Origin of the sequence: Streptomyces griseiscabiei, assembly GCF_020010925.1 — a bacterium.
Lineage (GTDB): Bacteria > Actinomycetota > Actinomycetes > Streptomycetales > Streptomycetaceae > Streptomyces > Streptomyces griseiscabiei.
Genome location: NZ_JAGJBZ010000001.1, coordinates 2,329,237 through 2,346,085, shown reverse-complemented (window position 1 = coordinate 2,346,085; position 16,849 = coordinate 2,329,237). Strand labels below are relative to the sequence as shown.

Here is a 16,849-nt window from a genome sequence, read left to right as displayed (position 1 = left end):
CCCGGACGTCTAGGGAATCGGTACGGGCGTCAGCGCCACCGCCAGCGGATAGGCGCCGGTCGCCAGCGGCGCCCCGGCGGCCCCGGACGCGGTGTCGACCGGCACCAGCCCGTTCCCGTCGGCCGTGGTCACGTACGCCGTGCCGCCGTCCCAGTCGAGGCCCACGTCGAACGCGGACCTGCCGACGGTGATCCGCTCACCGGGCGCACCGGTCACCGTGTCGACCGGTGTGACGTAGTCCCCGGTGCTCGGGCTCACCCACAGCGTCCGCCCGTCCGGTGACAGCCCGAGCCCGTACGCCTGACCGGAGACGAGCAGCGTCGGCTCGGTGTCGTTGCTCGCGGTGTCGATCGGAGTGACCGTCGACCCGCCGGAGTTGGACACGTACACCGTCCTCCCGTCCGGCGCGGCGACGACATTGAACGGACGGGGGCCGACCGGAATCGCCGCCCCGGCCTTCCCGGTGCCCAGATCGACGGGCGAGACGGTGTTGTCGTGGATGTTCGCCACGTACAGCGTCCGGCCGTCCGGGGTGACCGCCATGTTCTCCGGCCCCGCCCCCACCGTGACGGCCGCGCCCGCCTTCAGGGTGCCGGTGTCCACCGGCTGCACCGTGCCGTCCGTGTAGTTGGCGACCCACAGCGTGCCCCCGTCCGGCGTCAGCGCGAGCCCGGCGGGCACCCGGCCCACGCCCACCGTGCCGGTGACCTCGCCGCTCGACACGTCGATGACACTGACCGAGTCGGAACCCTGGTTCGCGGCGTAGGCGGTCCGGCCGTCCGCGCTCACGACCACTTCACCGGGGTTGGCGCCCACGGCGACGTCCGTGCTCTTCCCGGACGAGAGGTCGATCGAACTGACCGACGCGCCACTGAAGTTGGCCGTCAGCGCCCTCGACGCCCCCTTCCCCTCGGTGACCTGGACCGGGATCGCCCGGTCGAGGACACCCGAGCCGGACACCACCACAGAGTGCACGCCCTCGGTGACCCCGGTCAGGGTGACCTCGGCCGAGACATCGCCCCCGGCCGGAACGGTCACGCTGCCCTCGCCCGGCGAGGCGGTGACCCCGTCCGGCACATCCAGCTTCCAGGTGACCGTCCGTGCCTCGGAGGCCGAGGAGAAACGCAGGGTCACCGCCCTGGAGGCCCCGGGCTTCAGGGAGAGCGAGCCGGGCGCGAAGGAGGCGTCGACCCCGGGATCGGGGGCGTGCCGGAGCATCGCCGTGTAGAGGAACTGGTCCATCACCCCGGGCGACACCTGCTGCGGAATCGCGTCCAGCGCCTTCCGTTCGCCCCGCAGCCGGTTCCAGTACGTCGACACGGCCTCGGCGTCACCCCGCTTGCCCGCCAGCAGCAGATCCACGGCGGTCAGTCCGGCGGTGCCGTACGCGCCGGTCTTGTCCAGCCAGGGCGAAGTCTCCTTCAGGAACCCGGGGTTGGCGAGACGCGCCCGCAGCTCGGCGGGCGTGGCGGCCATGTCGGTGAAGTACGACCGCAGCGCGGTGGCCGCCCGGTCGAGTCCGTTGTCCTCGTCGTACGCCCTCTGGAACGCGGCGACGAGTTTGCCGAGCGTAGGGGACTCGGTGGTGTCGAGCTGGGAGGAGTAGCTGTTCTCGGCGAAGATCCGCAGCCATTTCGCGGCGCCCGGCCCCGCCGCCAGATCCCGGACGGAGGCGAGGAAGGCGGCACGGGGGTCATAGGCGTCCGCGTTCCACAGATAGGCCGCCGACGTGAACAGCGCCAGCTTGCTCGCCTCCGCCTGGACCATCGGGTTGGCGGTGACACCGACCGACTCACGCGCCACACCGGCCTCGCGGCCCGTGTACGGGCCGAGCAGCAGACGGCTGGTGACGTAGTCGTTGACCGGGTAGTTGTCCCACACCAGGATCGGATGCCCGTACACCTCACGCGCCTGCCGCAGCTGCGCGGCGGTGATGGTCGGCGCGATCACCCCGACCCCGGTCCACTCCACCACCGTGTCCGGGTCCAGCTTCTCGCGCAGCGCCTTCTTGTACGGGGTGTCCGCGAGGTCGGAGTACTCGGTGGGGACCATCTCCAGCGGGTCGAGCCCGGTGCGCCCGGCGGAGAACTCCTCCCACGCCCTGTTCAGCAGCCGCGCCTGAGCGGCGCCGGCGGCCCCGCCCCCGGTGCCGAACTCCTCCTCGTCCGCCGCGCAGTTCCACTTCGTGTAGCTGATGTCGTCCAGCGGGATCGCGAAGGAACGCACCCCGATGTCGTACAGCGAGGCGAACTTGCGGACCAGCGCGGTGATGTCGTCGCCGGAGGAGTAGCAGACCGAGAGGCCGGGGGAGAGGGCGTAGGTGAAGCGGACGTGGTTGGCGGCGGCCCGGTCGACCAGTTCGCGCAACGGGTCCAGCTGGGCGGCCGGGTACTCGTCGCGCCACCGCTCCCGCAGATAGGGGTCGTCCTTGGGGGAGTAGACGTACACGTTCTGCTTGGTGCGGCCGTAGAAGTCGAGCTGGCTCAGCCGCTCGGCGTGGGTCCACGGGGTGCCGTAGAAGCCCTCGATGGTGCCGCGCAGCTTCGCCGTGGGCCAGTCGCGGACGGTCACCTCGGGCAGGCGCCTGCCGGTGAGGAGCTGGCGGAGGGTCTGGGCGGCGTAGAAGGTGCCGGTGGTGTCGGTGCCGGAGAGGGCGAGCAGGGCGCGTCCGGGGTGTCCCGGCTGTCGTCCGGAAGCCAGGACGTACCCCTCCGGGGGCAGCCCGGACGGCGACTTGGCGCCCAGCCGCCTCAAAGCGCCCGCGGTGGCCGGGTTCTCACCGGGCCCGCCGACGTACACGGTGAGCCCGGCGGCGGGCGGGCGCTTCCCGGCCGGCACGGTGACGATCCGGTCGGCCCCGGCCGACCGCAGCGCGGCCTCGACGACCCGGCGGGCGGCGGGGTCGGTCTTCTCCCCGACCACCTCCACCACCCGGTCGGGAACGGTGAGTTGATGGCGCCCGCCCTCGATGTGCCGCGGTGTGGGCCACACCTCGGGGACGGCGGGTGCGGTGGGGACGGCCGGTGCGGCGGCGGCCGACGGGAGAGAGGGAAGGCTCAGGGCCAGGGCCAGCAGCAGGGCCCGGCGCAGTCGGCGGCGTCTGGGGCCCCGGGGAAGGGGGGTGATTGAAGCCATCGGATGAGGCTAGAGCTGCTGAATCAAGCATTCAAGAGTCCGGTGCGGGGCGGGGTGCGAGGCAAGCGAATGCGGTAAGCGTTTACTGTCCACCTCCTCAAGCCCTCTCCGGACCGCCCCGGACCGTATGCCGCGGGCGACTCTGCCGGTGGAAGGGCACGCGCTGCCGGTCGGCTTCGACGCTCCGCCCGGGCGTTCGGTCATGGGTAAGGAAAATCTGTACGGATCCGCTGCTGGTCGGGAGGAGGCGGCGGGATAGAAAGGGACCATGACTGAACGCGATGGTCTGGCAAGTGACGTGGACGACGTCGATGAGGTGACGCGCGCGGTGCTCACCGCGTCGCGGCTGTTGGTCGCGATCTCCGCACGGTCACTCGCCGCCGTCGGGGAGCGGGTGACGCTGCCGCAGTTCCGGATGCTGGTGGTGCTGTCCATGCGGGGTGCCACGAAGCTCGTCGTGCTCGCCGACCAGCTCCAGGTGGCCCCGTCCACCGCGATGCGCATGGTCGACCGGCTGATCGCCGCCGGGCTCGCCGACCGGCAGACCAATCCCGACAACCGCCGCGAGACCCTGCTGCGGCTCACCGACGAGGGCCTGCGTGCCGTCGAGGAGGTCATGGCCCGCCGGCGCACCGAACTCGCCACGGTCGTCGAACGCCTCGCGCCGCGTCAACGGGCGGCGCTCATCGACGCGTTGACCGCGTTCAACGCGGCGGGCGGGGAGCCCGTGGCCCCGGCGCCGGACGACACGGAGACCTACCCCCTCGGCTGGGTCGACACCTGGGTGGGCCGGGGCGCCTGAGGCGCACCGCCGACGCACACCGCACGAGGCGCATCACCCGAGGCGTATCGCGGCGCGTTGCCCGGCCGGGTCCGAGCCCGTCACGTCCCGCCGGCCGGGCCCCGGCCCCTCACTCCGTCGTGCCGCCCGGCGGGGTGGGTGACGGGGCGCTGGTCTTGATGTTCAGATCCGGGCGGGGGGTCAGGACGACCATCGGCGCCCCCGGCTGGGGCACGGGCGGGGTGGCCTGTTCCGAGGGCAGCTTCGGCGGGTTGGTCTGCTGGTAGTTGACCTGGTCGTGGTTGACCAGGCCGGTCTTCTCCAGCACGGTGATGTGGTCGAGCACGGTGTCGTTGGCCAGGTCCGCCAGCTGACGCACCATCGTGTTCCGGGTGCTGGCACGGATCTTGGCGATGGTCGGGAAGATCTGGCCGTGGGTGACCCGCATGATGGTGACCGCGGTCGAGTCGAACTCCTTCCCGGTGGCGGCATCGGCCGTCGCCACGAACTGCTGCTGTTGCGGGCTGGCCTGGTTGTTGAGGGTGATGCCCAGTTCGGGCGCGATCTTGCGGCACAGCTCGTCGAGGCCCGCGTGCCCGACGACGAGGTGCTTGCCGGCCTCCTTCATCTCCGTCGTCGTACCGCGCTCCATGGCCATCTCGCCGAGCGGGTACTCCCACAGGCCGGCGGCACGCACCTTGACGACGAAGTCCCGGTCCGCCTCCGTGAGGGGGCCGTACTGGGTGTTGGCGATGATCCGGTCCGGTCCGGCGACGGTCTTCTCGACGCCGACCATGGCGGGGTAGGCGAGCGCGGCGACGGTCATCAGCAGACCACCGCTCACGAAGATCGTTCCGATGCTCCATGTGCGACGCATGAAAGGGAACCTCCTGGCAGGGGAGTCGGTCGCCAGGGGGTACGGACGGGATCGCCGAATGAATCATTGCGCTGGGTAAAATTTGCAGTGTGCTCGAATTCCCCGGCGGAAGTGCCGATGTCGCGGGCGGCATAAGGTGCTTTTCGGGCAGTTCCCCTGCCTGATGCGGCACCGAACGCGAACGGTGAGGGTGAGCACGGATGAACGCGAATCCCGCAGATGTCCCGCCCCCCGGCCCGCCTCCGGGTGTCGACAACGGCCCCGCCGTCTCCCGGGCCGAGTTCGACGCGCTCTTCGAGGCGGTCCGTGCGTGGGGGCGCTGGGACCGGGCGGTGGCCGATCGCGGGGCCTGGAACCGGGTCACCGCCGAGCATGTGCGGCGGGCCGCGGGGAGCGTGCGGTCGGGGACGGTCGTACCGATGGCGCTGCCGTGGAACACCCGGCCGGGCCCGGACAACCGCAAGCCCGCCCTGCACCACATGACCGACCTCGGGGACGTGGAGAGCCCGGAGCCCACGACCCACAAGGACTTCATCGCCGCCGACTACCACGGCAAGGGCGTCACCCATCTCGACGCCCTGAGCCACATCGCCTACCGGGGGCTGCTCTACGACGGCCGCCCGGCCCGCGATGCCGTGGGCGCCGCCGGGGCCCGCTTCGGCGCGGTCTCCGCACTCGGCCCCCTCGTCACCAGGGGTGTGCTCCTCGACCTGCCCGCCGTCCTCGGCGTCCCCTGGCTGGAGCCGGGGCGCGCGGTGCGGGCCGGGGACCTCCTCGCCGCCGAGGAGGCGCTCGGGGTGACGATCGGCGAGGGCGACGCGGTGCTGCTGCGCTCCGGGCACGTCCGCCGCCGCCGGGAACTCGGCGCCTGGGACCCCGACACGGCGAGCGCGGGCCTCCATGTGGACGCCGTACCCCTGCTGGCCGAACGGGGCATCGCGCTGCTCGGCGGCGACGGCGACAGCGATGTGCGGCCCTCGCCCGTGGAGGGCGTGCACTCCCCGGTGCACGCCCTCGCGGTGACCGCGATGGGTGTGCCGCTGCTCGACAACCTCGACCTGGAGGCGCTCGCCGACGCGACCGCCGAGGCGGGACGTCACACGTTCCTGCTCGTCGTGGCCCCCCTGAACGTCCCGGGCGGGACGGGCTCGCCCGTCAACCCGGTCGCGGTGCTGTGAGGCCCGGGTTCCCCGTCCGCGGGTCGTCGCGCAGCCGCCCGCCCCGGGCTCCCGGGCGTCCGCCCCGACGTGGTTACCGCGCGTGACGAAACCCCCGAACCGTGACTCGTGTTGCTGATGCCCGTATCCTCGTCAATGCCAGATATTTCCGATAAGCGGATTGTCCAGGGCGCGAGTGAGGCCAGCGTGGTGCGGTCCGACGACGAGCCGATACTCACGGGACGTGCGACAGACGGCACGGGCCCCACGCTTTTCCGTGAGCGGTTTCTGCAGGGTGAGCCGTTGGAGACGGGCGTGCGCACGTCCATCCTCAGCTCCTGGCGGCGATGCCGGTCCCTGGGGCTGTCGCCGGACCGGTCCGACCTCCCTTTCCGGGACGACTTCGACCGGGACGACCGGATCGCCCGCGCCGCCGTACCGGTGCTCGACCGGCTGCAGTCCAGGTTCGCGGGCAGCGCGATGAACATCTCCGTCGCCGACGCGGCCGGCACCGTGCTGCTACGCCGCTTCGGTGACGCGTCCCTGGCCGGCGGGCTCCCGGACATCCAGACCGTCCCCGGCTTCGTCTTCGCCGAGCGGTTCGCCGGCACCAACGGCATCGGTCTCGCCCTCGCGGAACGCCGGCCGATCCGGGTCTACGGCGCCGAGCACTTCGCCGAACGCTCCCAGGCCAGCGCCTGCCGCGCGCTTCCCGTGCGCGACCCGCTCAGCGGCCGGATCGAAGGGGTCCTGTGCTTCGGCTATCCGCGCGGCTTCGAGAACCCGGCCCTCGACGCGGTGATCCGTAAGGCGGGCGCGGCCATCGAGCGGCGGCTGCTGGGCCAGAGCTCCGTGCGCGAGCGTTCCCTGCTGCGGGCGTACCTGGACGCCGGGGCCGAGGCCGGCGCGGGCCCGCAGCACGGCGTCGGCGTCGACGAACTGGCCCTCGGACTGCGCCCGGTGGACCGGGCCACCCTCCTGGAGAAGGCCGCCGAGCTGATCTCCCGCGCCCAGCGGGCCGCCGTCGACGTCCCCCTGACGGACGGCCGCCGGGTCACCCTCGTGAGCCGCCCGATGACCAGTGCCTCCGGAGTGGAGGGGATCGCCGTCGAAGCCGTGCTGCCCGGCCTGTCCCGGCACGAGCCCCTGGCCGCCCCCCAGCCCGCCGGACAGCTGCTGAGCGTCCCCGCCGGGCCCGCGCTTCCCCTCGCGCCCACCGACACCCGGGCCGCCCGGCACTTCCGAGGAAGCCCCCTCGCCGTGGCCACCGGCCCGCTCCCGGCCGTCCCGGCCCCCGGTCATCTGCGCGAGGCCGAGTCCCCCGGCAGGATCATCGCGGGCGTCGACGGCGTCGGGGCCGGTGCCCGCACCCCCGACGGCGTCCCGCCGCACGCTCAAGGCCCACGGCCGGTCGCCCCGCACGCCGAAGGCCCACGGCCGGTCGCCCCCGGCGGCCCGCCGGACGGCCCTCCCGACTCCGCGCCCCCCGAGAGAGGCCTCCTGATGGTGGGGGAGCCCCATGTCGGCTCCTACGCCCTGGCGGCGCGCCGCCGGCTGGAGCTGCTGTCCGAGGCCAGCGCCAGGATCGGCACCACCCTGGACGTGCGCCGCACCGCCCAGGAACTCGCCGAGACCGCCGTGCCGCGCCTCGCCGACTACGTCACCATCGACCTCGCCGAGCCCGTGCTGCGCGGCGAGGAGGCCGCCGACCCGCGCAGCGATCTGCGCCGCACCGTCGTCCACGGCATCCGCGACGACCTCCCCTTCAGCCCGGTCGGCAAACAGGTCGACTACGGCCCGAACGTCCCCCAGCTGCGCTCGCTGACCAGCGGGGAGGCGGTGCTGGAGCCCGACCTGAAGACGGCGGCGGGCTGGCTCGCCCAGGACCCCGAGCACACCGACCGGCTGCTCAGCCACGTCCACTCCCTCATCGCGGTCCCCCTGGTCGCCCGCGGCGTCGTCCTCGGCGTGGCGGCCTTCTACCGCGCCCAGGACCCCGCCCCCTTCGGCGACGACGACCGCTCGCTGGCCCGTGAACTCGCCAGCCGGGCCGCCCTGTCCATCGACAACGCCCGCCGCTACACCCGTGAACGCACCATGGTCCTCGCCCTCCAGCGCAGCCTGCTCCCGCAAGGGCTCCCCGACCAGGACTCCGTCGAGGTCGCCCACCGCTATCTGCCCGCCGAGTCCGACGTCGGCGGCGACTGGTACGACGTCATCCCGCTCTCCGGCACCCGCGTCGGCCTCTTCGTCGGCGACGTCGTCGGCCACGGCATGCTCTCCGCCGCCACCATGGGCCGTGTCCGCACCGCCGCCCGCAGCTTCGCCGAGCTCGACTTTCCGCCGGACGAGGTCCTCACCCACCTCGACAACCTCGTGGGACGGCTGGACCGGGAGGACCCCGTCTCCGACGGCGGCGGCATCATCGGCGCGACCTGTCTGTACGCCGTCTACGACCCGACCTCCCAGCAGTGCACCCTGGCCCGCGCCGGCCATCCGCCGCCCGCACTGGTCCACCCCGACGGCACCGTGTCGTTCCCCGAACTGCCCGCGGGACCCCCGCTCGGGCTCGGCGGCCTGCCCTTCGAATCCGTCGACATCCACATGCCCGAGGGCAGCCGGCTGGTCCTCTACACCGACGGACTCATCGAGGACCGCGAACGGGACGTCGACGTGGTCCTCGACCAGCTGCGCACGGCCCTCGCCCACCCCGAGCACACCCCGGAGGAGACCTGCCGCGTCGTCCTGGACACCGTGGCGTCCGCCCACCCCTGCGACGACATCGCCCTGCTCGTCGCCCGCACCCACGCCCTCGACCCGGGACGCGTCGCCAGCTGGGAGCTGCCCGCCGACCCGGCCCGGGTCAGCGAGGTCCGCGCCGCCGCCATGCGGCAACTGGCCGACTGGGGGCTCGACGAGGCCGCGTTCGCCGCCGAGCTGATGCTCAGCGAACTGGTCACCAACGCCGTCCGGCACGGCACCGGTCCCATCCGGGTACGGCTGCTCCGCGACCGCTCCCTGATCTGCGAGGTCGCCGACACCAGCAGCACCGCCCCGCATCTGCGGCGGGCGGCCACCACCGACGAGGGCGGCCGAGGTCTGTTCCTAGTCGCCCAGCTCTCCCAGAGCTGGGGCACCCGCTACACCCCGGAGGGCAAGGTCATCTGGGCCGAGTGCGGGCTCGACGGCGGCTGACGGGACCGGTACCGCGTGCCGGGCACTGACCCGTTGGGGTCACAGTGGGTGGCTAAATGCCGTAAATGAAGTGATATGGGCGGTTAGCATCGCTGGCGCAAGCCGAACTCGGGAAGTACTCGCCAGGCCGACCCCCGGAGCCGTCCGTGCACGACGCTCACGACACCTCGGCGCGGCCGGACCCGCTCAGCGGGCCGGAACCGCTGGTCCGTGTCCGCGGCCTCACCAAACGATTCGGCGGCACCCTCGCCCTGGCCGGTGTCGACCTCGACGTCCACGCGGGCAGCGTGCTGGCGCTCCTCGGCCCCAACGGCGCCGGAAAGTCCACCCTCATCAAGATCCTCGCCGGTGTCCACCACGCCGACGCGGGCCTGATCACCGTGGCCGGACAGCCGCTCGGGAGCCGCCCCACCACCCACCTCATGTCCTTCATCCACCAGGACCTCGGGCTCGTGGAGTGGATGACGGTCGCCGAGAACATCGCCCTGAGCACCGGGTACGCGCGCCGCGCCGGACTCATCTCCTGGGGGCGCACCCGGGACCGCTGCACCGAGGCCCTGGCGCTCGTCGGCGGCCGGATCGATCCCGACGCCCCGATGGCCCGGCTCGCCCCCGCCGAACGGTCCCTCGTCGCGATCGCCCGCGCCCTGGCCACCCGGGCGCGGCTCATCGTCCTCGACGAACCGACCGCCCGCCTCCCCGCCGCCGACTGCGCCCGCCTCTTCCGCGTCCTGCACACCCTGCGCGACCGCGGCCACGGCATCCTCTACGTCAGTCACCGCCTCGACGAGGTGTACGAGGTCGCCGACGCCTTCGCCGTCCTGCGCGACGGCCGTCTCGTCAGCCACGGCTCCACGGCCGGGCACCACCCCCTCCGCCTGGTGCGCGACATCACCGGTGAGGAACCGGCCGGCCCGGCCGGTCCCCCCACCGCACCTGCCGGCCTAGGTCCCCCCACCGCGGGACCAGCGGCCCGCCGCCTCGCCGTCGCCCGGTCCGGCGGCCCGGTGGTCCTCGCCCTCGACGGCGTACGGACCTCCGGCGCGGGACCGGTCGGACTGGAACTGAGAGCCGGGGAGGCCGTCGGCCTGGTCGGACTCTCCGGTGCCGGACACACGGAGCTGGGCCGGGCCCTCGCCGGCGCCCGGCCCCTCCTCGGCGGACGGGCCCTCCTCGACGGCGTCCCCTACCGCCCCCGTACCGTCGCCGACGCCGTCGCCCACGGGGTCGCCCTCGTCCCCGGCGACCGGCAGCGGGAGAGCTGCCTCGCCGACCTGACCGTCCGGGAGAACCTGCTGGCCAACCCGCGCGCCGGGGACGGTCCGGCACCGCGCTGGATCGCGCCCCGCCGGGAACGCGCCGAGGCGACCGCCCTGATCGAACGGTTCTCGGTGCGGCCCCCCGACAGCGAGGCCCCCCTCGCCACCCTGTCCGGCGGCAACCAGCAGAAGGTCGTCATCGGCCGCTGGCTGCGGACCGGACTGCGGCTGCTGGTCCTTGAGGAACCGACGGCGAGCGTGGACATCGGCGCCAAGGCGGCCCTCCACCGCCTGCTCGACGAGGCGCGGGCCCGGGGCCTCGCGATCCTCCTCGTCTCCACCGACTTCGAAGAGGTCGCGGGGGTGTGCGGGCGGGCCCTGGTCTTCGTCCGGGGAGCGGTGGCGGCCGAGCTGAGCGGTCCGGCCCTCACGGTCGCGGGACTGACCCGGGCGGCCTCGGCCATGCCCCCCGCCGGCACCGCGACGACCCCGTGACGGCCCCGCCCGCCCGGCCACCGCACCGCCGGCGCACCCGGAGCCCCGGCCTGCGTGCCCGGTCCGGCGGACACTTCATCGGCGCCTACGGCCTCCTCGTCCTCACCGCCCTGCTCGTCCTGGTCTTCTCCCTGGCCCTGCCGCGCACCTTCCCCACCCTGGACACCCTCGACTCGATCCTCTCCACCCAGTCGATCCCGGCCGTCCTCGCGCTCGCCGCCATGGTCCCCATCGTGACCGGCGCGTTCGACCTCTCCATCGGCTACGGCCTCGGGCTGGCCCACGTCATGGTGCTGTACCTCATCGTCGAGGAGGGCTGGCCCTGGCCGCTCGCCTGTCTTGCCGTGACCGCCGGGGGTCTGGTCGTCGGCGTCCTCAACGGCGTCGTCGTCGAGTTCGGCAGGATCGACTCCTTCATCGCCACCCTCGGCACCGGCAGCATGATGTTCGCCATGACCGGCTGGATCACCGACGGCGGCCGGATCGTCCCCGGCCCGCAGGGTCTCCCGCCGGCCTTCACCGACCTCTACACCTCCACGTTCCTCGGCCTCCCGGTCCCCGCCTTCTACGTGCTGGCGCTCGCCGTCGTCCTCTGGCTGGTGCTGGAGCGGCTGCCGATCGGCCGCTACCTGTACGTCGTCGGGTCGAACCCGCGCGCCGCCGACCTGGTGGGCATCCCCGTCCGCAGGTACACGGTCTGCGCGTTCGCCGCGTCGGGCCTGATCGTCGGCCTCGCCGGGGTGCTGCTCGCGGCCCAGCAGCAGATCGGCAATCCGAGCGTCGGCCTCGACTATCTGCTGCCCGCCTTCGTGGGCGCCCTCCTCGGCTCCACCGCGATCAAACCCGGCCGCCCCAACGCCCTGGGCACCCTCGTCGCCGTCGCCGTCCTCGCCGTCGGCCTCACCGGCATCGCCCAGCTGGGCGCCGACTTCTGGACCGTGCCCCTGTTCCACGGCGGCACCCTGCTCCTCGCCGTCGGGCTGGCCGGCTGGGCCGCCCGTCGCCGTATGCGCACCGGTGCCTTCTCGGCCCGTGACGCGCCCGCCGTGCCGTCGGAGCCACCGCCCGACCCGCCTCCACCGGCCGGAGCCACCGCATGACCCGCCTCGGCGGCGGGAGACGGCGCAAGAGCCCGACATGACCTCGACGTGACCTCGACCGCGCGCACCGCCGCCGCGTCCCGGCCGCCTTCTCCCGCTCGTCCCTCCGCGAGGAGCCATCCGTGCACCACACCCGCAAGACCCACTCCGGCGCGTCCCCGGCCCGGTGCGCGGCGACCGCCCTGCTGACGCTGACCGTGACCACCGCCCTCCTCGCCGGCTGCGAACGCGGGTCGTCGAGCGGGCCGGACCCCACCGGCACGGGCACGGGCGGCTGCCCCGAGGCGTACACCGAGGCCAGGGCCGCCGTCGGCCGGGCCGAGCGGACCGACGTCCCCTGGAACGGCCCCAGCACCGGCCCCGAGGCCGTGACCGGCCGGACCATCGTCTACGTCGCCCAGACCATGACCAACCCCGGAGTCGCGGGCGCCGCCCAGGGCGTTCGGGAGGCCGCGCGGGTCATCGGATGGAACGTCCGGGTGATCGACGGCGGCGGCACCCCCGCCGGAATCCAGGCGGCGATGAGCGAGGCCGTGACCCTCCGCCCCTCCGGCATCGTCATCGGGGGTTTCGACCCCAACTCGGTCTCGCAGCAGCTCGCCCGCGCCGAGCGGGCGGGCATCCCCCTCATCGGCTGGCACGCGGTCGCCACCCCCGGCCCCAGCAGGCGCCCCGCCCTCTTCACCAACGTCACCACCCAGGTCGAGGACGTGGCCAGGATCAGCGCCCAATGGGTCATCTCGACCTCGGGCGGCGACGCCGGCGTCGTGATCTTCACCGACGCCTCGATCCCCTTCGCCAAGAACAAGTCCGACCTGATCAGAGAGGAACTCGCCGGCTGCGCGGGCGTGGACCTCCTGTCGTACGAGAACATCCCGATCTCCGACGCCGCCAGCCGCACCCCCCGCGAGGTCTCCTCGCTGCTCTCCCGCTTCCAGAGCCGCTGGACGCACTCCGTCGCCATCAACGACCTGTACTTCGCCGACGCCGCGCCCGCCTTCCGCGCGGCCGGGAAGGACGGCTCCGGACCGCCCTTCAACATCGGCGCGGGGGACGGCGACCCCTCGGCCTTCCAGCGTGTCAACAGCGGTCAGTACCAGGCGGCCACGGTCCCCGAACCGCTCTCCCTGCAGGGCTGGCAGATCGTCGACGAGTTCAACCGCGCCTTCTCCGACCGCCCGGCCAGCGGCTATGTGGCCCCCGTCCACATCAGCACGGCCGACAACAGCGAAGGCGCGACGAGCTGGGACCCCTCGGGCTACGAGGAGGGGTACCGGAAGATCTGGGGCAAGTGAGTCCCTGCGGGCCCGCAGCGGTTCGGCCGGCCCCGCCGGTCACAGCCGCAGGACGATCAGCGCGGTGTCGTCGGTGTTGCCGGAGGGCGGCAGCAGATCGGCGAGGAGGGCGTCGGCCAGGGTCTCGGGGTCCTGCTTGCGGTGGTGGGCCAGGGAGTCCGCGAGGCGCCCCAGACCGGTGTCGATGCCCTCGGTACGGCGCTCGATCAACCCGTCCGTGTACAGCACCAGCGTGGAGTCCTCGACGAAGGGCGTCCGGATCTGGGGACGGACCGCCTCGACGGGGCGGGCGGCGAGCGGCGGGTCGGTGGCGCCGTCGAGGAAGGTGACGGTGCCGTCGGGGTGCACCAGCGCGGGCGGCGGATGGCCCGCGCAGCTGTAGGTGATGGTGTGGCTGTCCCAGTCGATGAAGGTCGTCACACAGGTGGTCGACTCGGCGCCCTCCACGGAGCGGGCGTAGCGGTCGAGGGCCTCCAGGGCCTGGGCCGGACCCTCCGCGACCCGGGTGGCGCCGCTCAGCGCACTGCGCAGCTGCCCCATGACACAGGCCGCCGCCAGACCGTGGCCCACGACGTCGCCCACGGCCACCGCGAGGCCCTGGCCGGGCAGCCCGACCAGGTCGTACCAGTCGCCGCACACGTTCAGCGCGCCGATGGCCGGGCGGTATCTGACCGCCGCGTCGTGCGGTGCGGTCGGGCCGGGCGGGGGCAGCATCGCCGCCTGGAGCGCCAGCGCCACCTCGCGCTCATGGGCGTGGGCGGTCCGCAGCCGTTCGTTGACCTCCTGCAGCTCCCGGGCTCGGGTGTACAGCTCGGCCTCCAGCACCCGGGCCCGGCTGTCGCCCCCGGGGGCGCCCCCGGTGTCCCCGCCGGGGCCGCCCCGGGCGCGGATGAGCTCGGTGACCTCCTCCACCCGGTGGATGATCAGGGCGACCTTGCCGTCCGGGCCGAGGACGGGGGCGTTGACCGGGCTCCAGTAGTGCTCCTGCCAGAGGCCGGGGCGCTGGGGGTCCTCGATGTCGTACCGGAGCAGCGCCATCGTGTCGCGCTCGCCGGTGGCCACCGCGCGCAGCATCGACTCCCGGGTCTCCCGCATACCGGCCGCGGCCGGTTCGTTCGGGTTCTCGGGGAAGACGTCGAAGATGTACCGGCCCAGCAGCTGCTCCCGGCTGCGCCCGGCCAGCCGAGCGAAGTCGTCGTTGGCGTCGACGTACACCAGTTCGGGCGTGAGCAGCGCCACCATGCCGGGCAGGGCCCGGAACACCTCCGCATAGTCGATATGCGGTTCCCTCATGTCCAGCCTGCCTTGGCGCCGAGCGTCGGTGTGCCGTTCCACGATAGGCGCGAACCGGCCGCGGGACCCGGTGGATCCGCAGCATCGGGGCGCGGGTTCCGGCGAACCGTCACGGGGGACGACTCCTGTCCCTCCCGCCCCACCTGACATCGGCCGCGTTGCGGCCCTCTCTCCGGCCGGGCGCACCCGGCCGGAGAGAGGGACCGAAAGAGTGAAGCCGTGCGGTCCCCGGGCCGCGTGATCTGCGGCGCGGCCCGGGGACCGGCGGCTCAGAAGATCCCCGGCCCGGGCGTCAGGATGCCGCACGGGTCGTACTGGGTCTTCCACGAGGCGAACTGCGTCCACATCGAGCCGTAGTGCGCCTGCCAGTCGGCTGCCGTGAAGGGGCACGGGCCGTGCGGGTAGCGGACGCCGCCGACCGCGGCGGCGTCCTGGTAGTAGCGGTAGTTGCGGGCGGTCATCCGTGCCGCGAAGTCGGGGTCGGGGCCGGACGCCGCCGAGTCGGTCAGCACGCTGACGAGCCAGACCCAGGGGCCGCTGCCGTCGTCGGGGAGCCTGAGCAGCGGCCGGCCGTAGCTCGACCGCAGCATCGGGAAGACCAGGCCGAAGCCGGTCGGCCCGAGGTCCTCGGGGGTCAGTGACGAGAACACCGACTCGACGTACTCCTCGACGGCGCCGTCCGGCAGGAACAGGTCCGACCAGGGCTTGACCTTCGCGTCCCAGTCCAGGTTGGCCGTGAAGGAGTCGTACATGTTCGTGACGAGGGAGATGTAGTCGAGGTAGGGGGCGTCTTCGAAGGCCGCCGAGTCCGCCGCCGGGCTGAGCCCGCGCAGCAGGTGCGATCCGTCGGGTGTCTCGCCCGGGTTGTGGAAGACGGTCGCCCACAGCGTCAGGGGCTGTGCGGTGCCCGGCTGGGGGATGCTGCCGAGCGAGTCGAACTCGCCCCGGTTCGCCAGGACACGGATGTCCCGGAAGAACGTCGGGATGTCGGTGTACCCGATCCGGTACGTACGGGCCAACTGCTTGGCCGGGACCAGGTCGACGGTCGCCCGGGTGATCACCCCGCACTGCCCGAGTCCGGCGAGCGCCGCCTCGAACAGGTCGCTGTTCTGGCTGTCGGAGCACCACTTCATCCGGCCCTCGCCGGTGACCACCTGGAGCCGCCGGGCATGGTCGACCTGGGCCCCGGCCCGGTAGGCGGACATCATCCCGATGCCGCCGATGGACAGGGTCCCGCCGACCGTCGTGCCGAGGTAGCTGGTGATGGACGCCGGGGTGAGGCCCTGCGCGTACGCGGCGACGATCAGGTCCTTCCACAGCACTCCGGCGTCGACGTCGGCGCCGTCCGTGCCGATCGAGTGGATGGTGTCCAGCGACCGCATCTCGATGACGAGGCCCCGGCTGACGAGCGGCTGCCCGTACATCGCGTGGTGCGCGCCGGCCGGTGCGACCTCGATGCCGTGGTCGGCGCAGAAGCCGACCATCTTTCTGATGTCCTGGACCGAACCGGGCCGGAGCACCGCGCTGGGTCTTCTGAACACGATGTTGCCCTGGTCGTGCCCGTTCGCCGTGAGGGACGCAGCGTCGAAGACGAGGCTGCCGTCGAGGGACGGCGACGCGGCGAAGGACGTGCTGTCCGCCGCCGCGGCCTCGGTCACCCACTGCCGGGTGACGAGGTCGAAACCGGCCACGAGGGCGATGGTCCCGGCCGCGAACCGGGTGAGGAACTGACGCCTGTTGACGGCTCCGTGCGCTTGGTGTGACATGCCAGTCTCCGTGATGTGGACGCGGCGGAGCGTCGGCGCGCCGCCGCTGGTTCGTCGTGCTCCTGGGGCGGGATCAGCTGGGCGAGCCGTGCGGGCCGATGCCGACCGTCAGTGGTGCGTGCGCGCACGAATACCCTGCCCCGAGTCCGGAGCAGGGTCGGTGGTCCCCTCCCACAGCGTTCTCCCCCCGAAGTTCCGCTTACGGCCCATCATGGCTCGCGGAACGCCGTCGCGCGACGGTCGGGACCGCCAACTGTGGCTGGAATCAGGGCCGATGAGCGCTGACGCACCGCCCCGGAGCGGATACCTGTCGGTCGGTCGGATTCGGCCATGGCGCGGGGTCGTGTACGGGATGTTCCGGTTCGGCTCAACTGTCGCGAGGACCGCCTCTGTTGACGACCTGTCATGCGCTTGAGTGATGATACGATCACCGCACTTACCGAGTGGACGGATGGGTGCAAAAGAGGCATCCATCGTCTTTGGTGAATTCCTCGTG

10 protein-coding genes are annotated in these 16,849 nt (G+C 73.0%); 6 read left to right on the top strand and 4 right to left on the bottom strand.

Translation table 11 applies throughout. The annotated features are described in order from the left end of the window. Positions 1 to 9 precede the first annotated feature (9 nt). A complete protein-coding gene (locus J8M51_RS10145; RefSeq protein WP_086759011.1) occupies positions 10 to 3,135 on the bottom strand; it encodes a beta-N-acetylglucosaminidase domain-containing protein in 3,126 nt (1,041 codons plus the stop codon). A 268-nt stretch (positions 3,136 to 3,403) separates the two neighbouring features. On the opposite strand from J8M51_RS10145, the gene J8M51_RS10140 reads away from it, so the two are divergent. Beyond that, positions 3,404 to 3,937, top strand: a complete 534-nt coding sequence (locus tag J8M51_RS10140; RefSeq protein WP_086759012.1) for a MarR family winged helix-turn-helix transcriptional regulator — start codon at positions 3,404 to 3,406, stop codon at positions 3,935 to 3,937. Positions 3,938 to 4,046: 109 nt separating this feature from the next. On the opposite strand, the gene J8M51_RS10135 is transcribed toward J8M51_RS10140, so the two are convergent. Beyond that, complete coding sequence (locus J8M51_RS10135) at positions 4,047 to 4,793, bottom strand: DUF4142 domain-containing protein (RefSeq protein WP_086759014.1); 747 nt, start codon at positions 4,791 to 4,793, stop codon at positions 4,047 to 4,049. A 200-nt stretch (positions 4,794 to 4,993) separates the two neighbouring features. Between J8M51_RS10135 and J8M51_RS10130 the strand changes: the two genes are divergently transcribed. The 5 genes from J8M51_RS10130 (at position 4,994) to J8M51_RS10110 (ending at position 13,294) form a co-directional block, all read left to right on the top strand. Further along, positions 4,994 to 5,971: a cyclase family protein gene (locus tag J8M51_RS10130; RefSeq protein WP_086759015.1), complete on the top strand. Its 978-nt coding sequence runs from the start codon at positions 4,994 to 4,996 to the stop codon at positions 5,969 to 5,971. 186 nt (positions 5,972 to 6,157) lie between these two features. Further along, positions 6,158 to 9,145, top strand: a complete 2,988-nt coding sequence (locus tag J8M51_RS10125) for a SpoIIE family protein phosphatase (protein ID WP_267299117.1) — start codon at positions 6,158 to 6,160, stop codon at positions 9,143 to 9,145. Positions 9,146 to 9,291: 146 nt separating this feature from the next. Next, positions 9,292 to 10,899, top strand: a complete 1,608-nt coding sequence (locus J8M51_RS10120; RefSeq protein ID WP_086763972.1) for a sugar ABC transporter ATP-binding protein — start codon at positions 9,292 to 9,294, stop codon at positions 10,897 to 10,899. Further along, entirely contained in the window at positions 10,896 to 11,999 is a 1,104-nt protein-coding gene (locus J8M51_RS10115; protein ID WP_086763979.1) for an ABC transporter permease, read from the top strand. The genes J8M51_RS10120 and J8M51_RS10115 overlap by 4 nt, the downstream gene beginning before the upstream one ends. A gap of 122 nt (positions 12,000 to 12,121) precedes the next feature. Continuing rightward, on the top strand, positions 12,122 to 13,294 hold the full coding sequence (locus tag J8M51_RS10110) for a substrate-binding domain-containing protein (RefSeq protein ID WP_267299116.1): 1,173 nt from the start codon (positions 12,122 to 12,124) through the stop codon (positions 13,292 to 13,294). 39 nt (positions 13,295 to 13,333) lie between these two features. Here the strand turns inward: J8M51_RS10110 and J8M51_RS10105 are convergent, their stop codons facing one another. Both J8M51_RS10105 and J8M51_RS10100 read right to left on the bottom strand, forming a co-directional pair. Next, a complete protein-coding gene (locus J8M51_RS10105) occupies positions 13,334 to 14,587 on the bottom strand; it encodes a PP2C family protein-serine/threonine phosphatase (protein ID WP_086760753.1) in 1,254 nt (417 codons plus the stop codon). Between the two features lie 269 nt (positions 14,588 to 14,856). Continuing rightward, entirely contained in the window at positions 14,857 to 16,353 is a 1,497-nt protein-coding gene (locus J8M51_RS10100) for an FAD-binding protein (RefSeq protein ID WP_086760751.1), read from the bottom strand. Positions 16,354 to 16,849 lie beyond the last annotated feature (496 nt).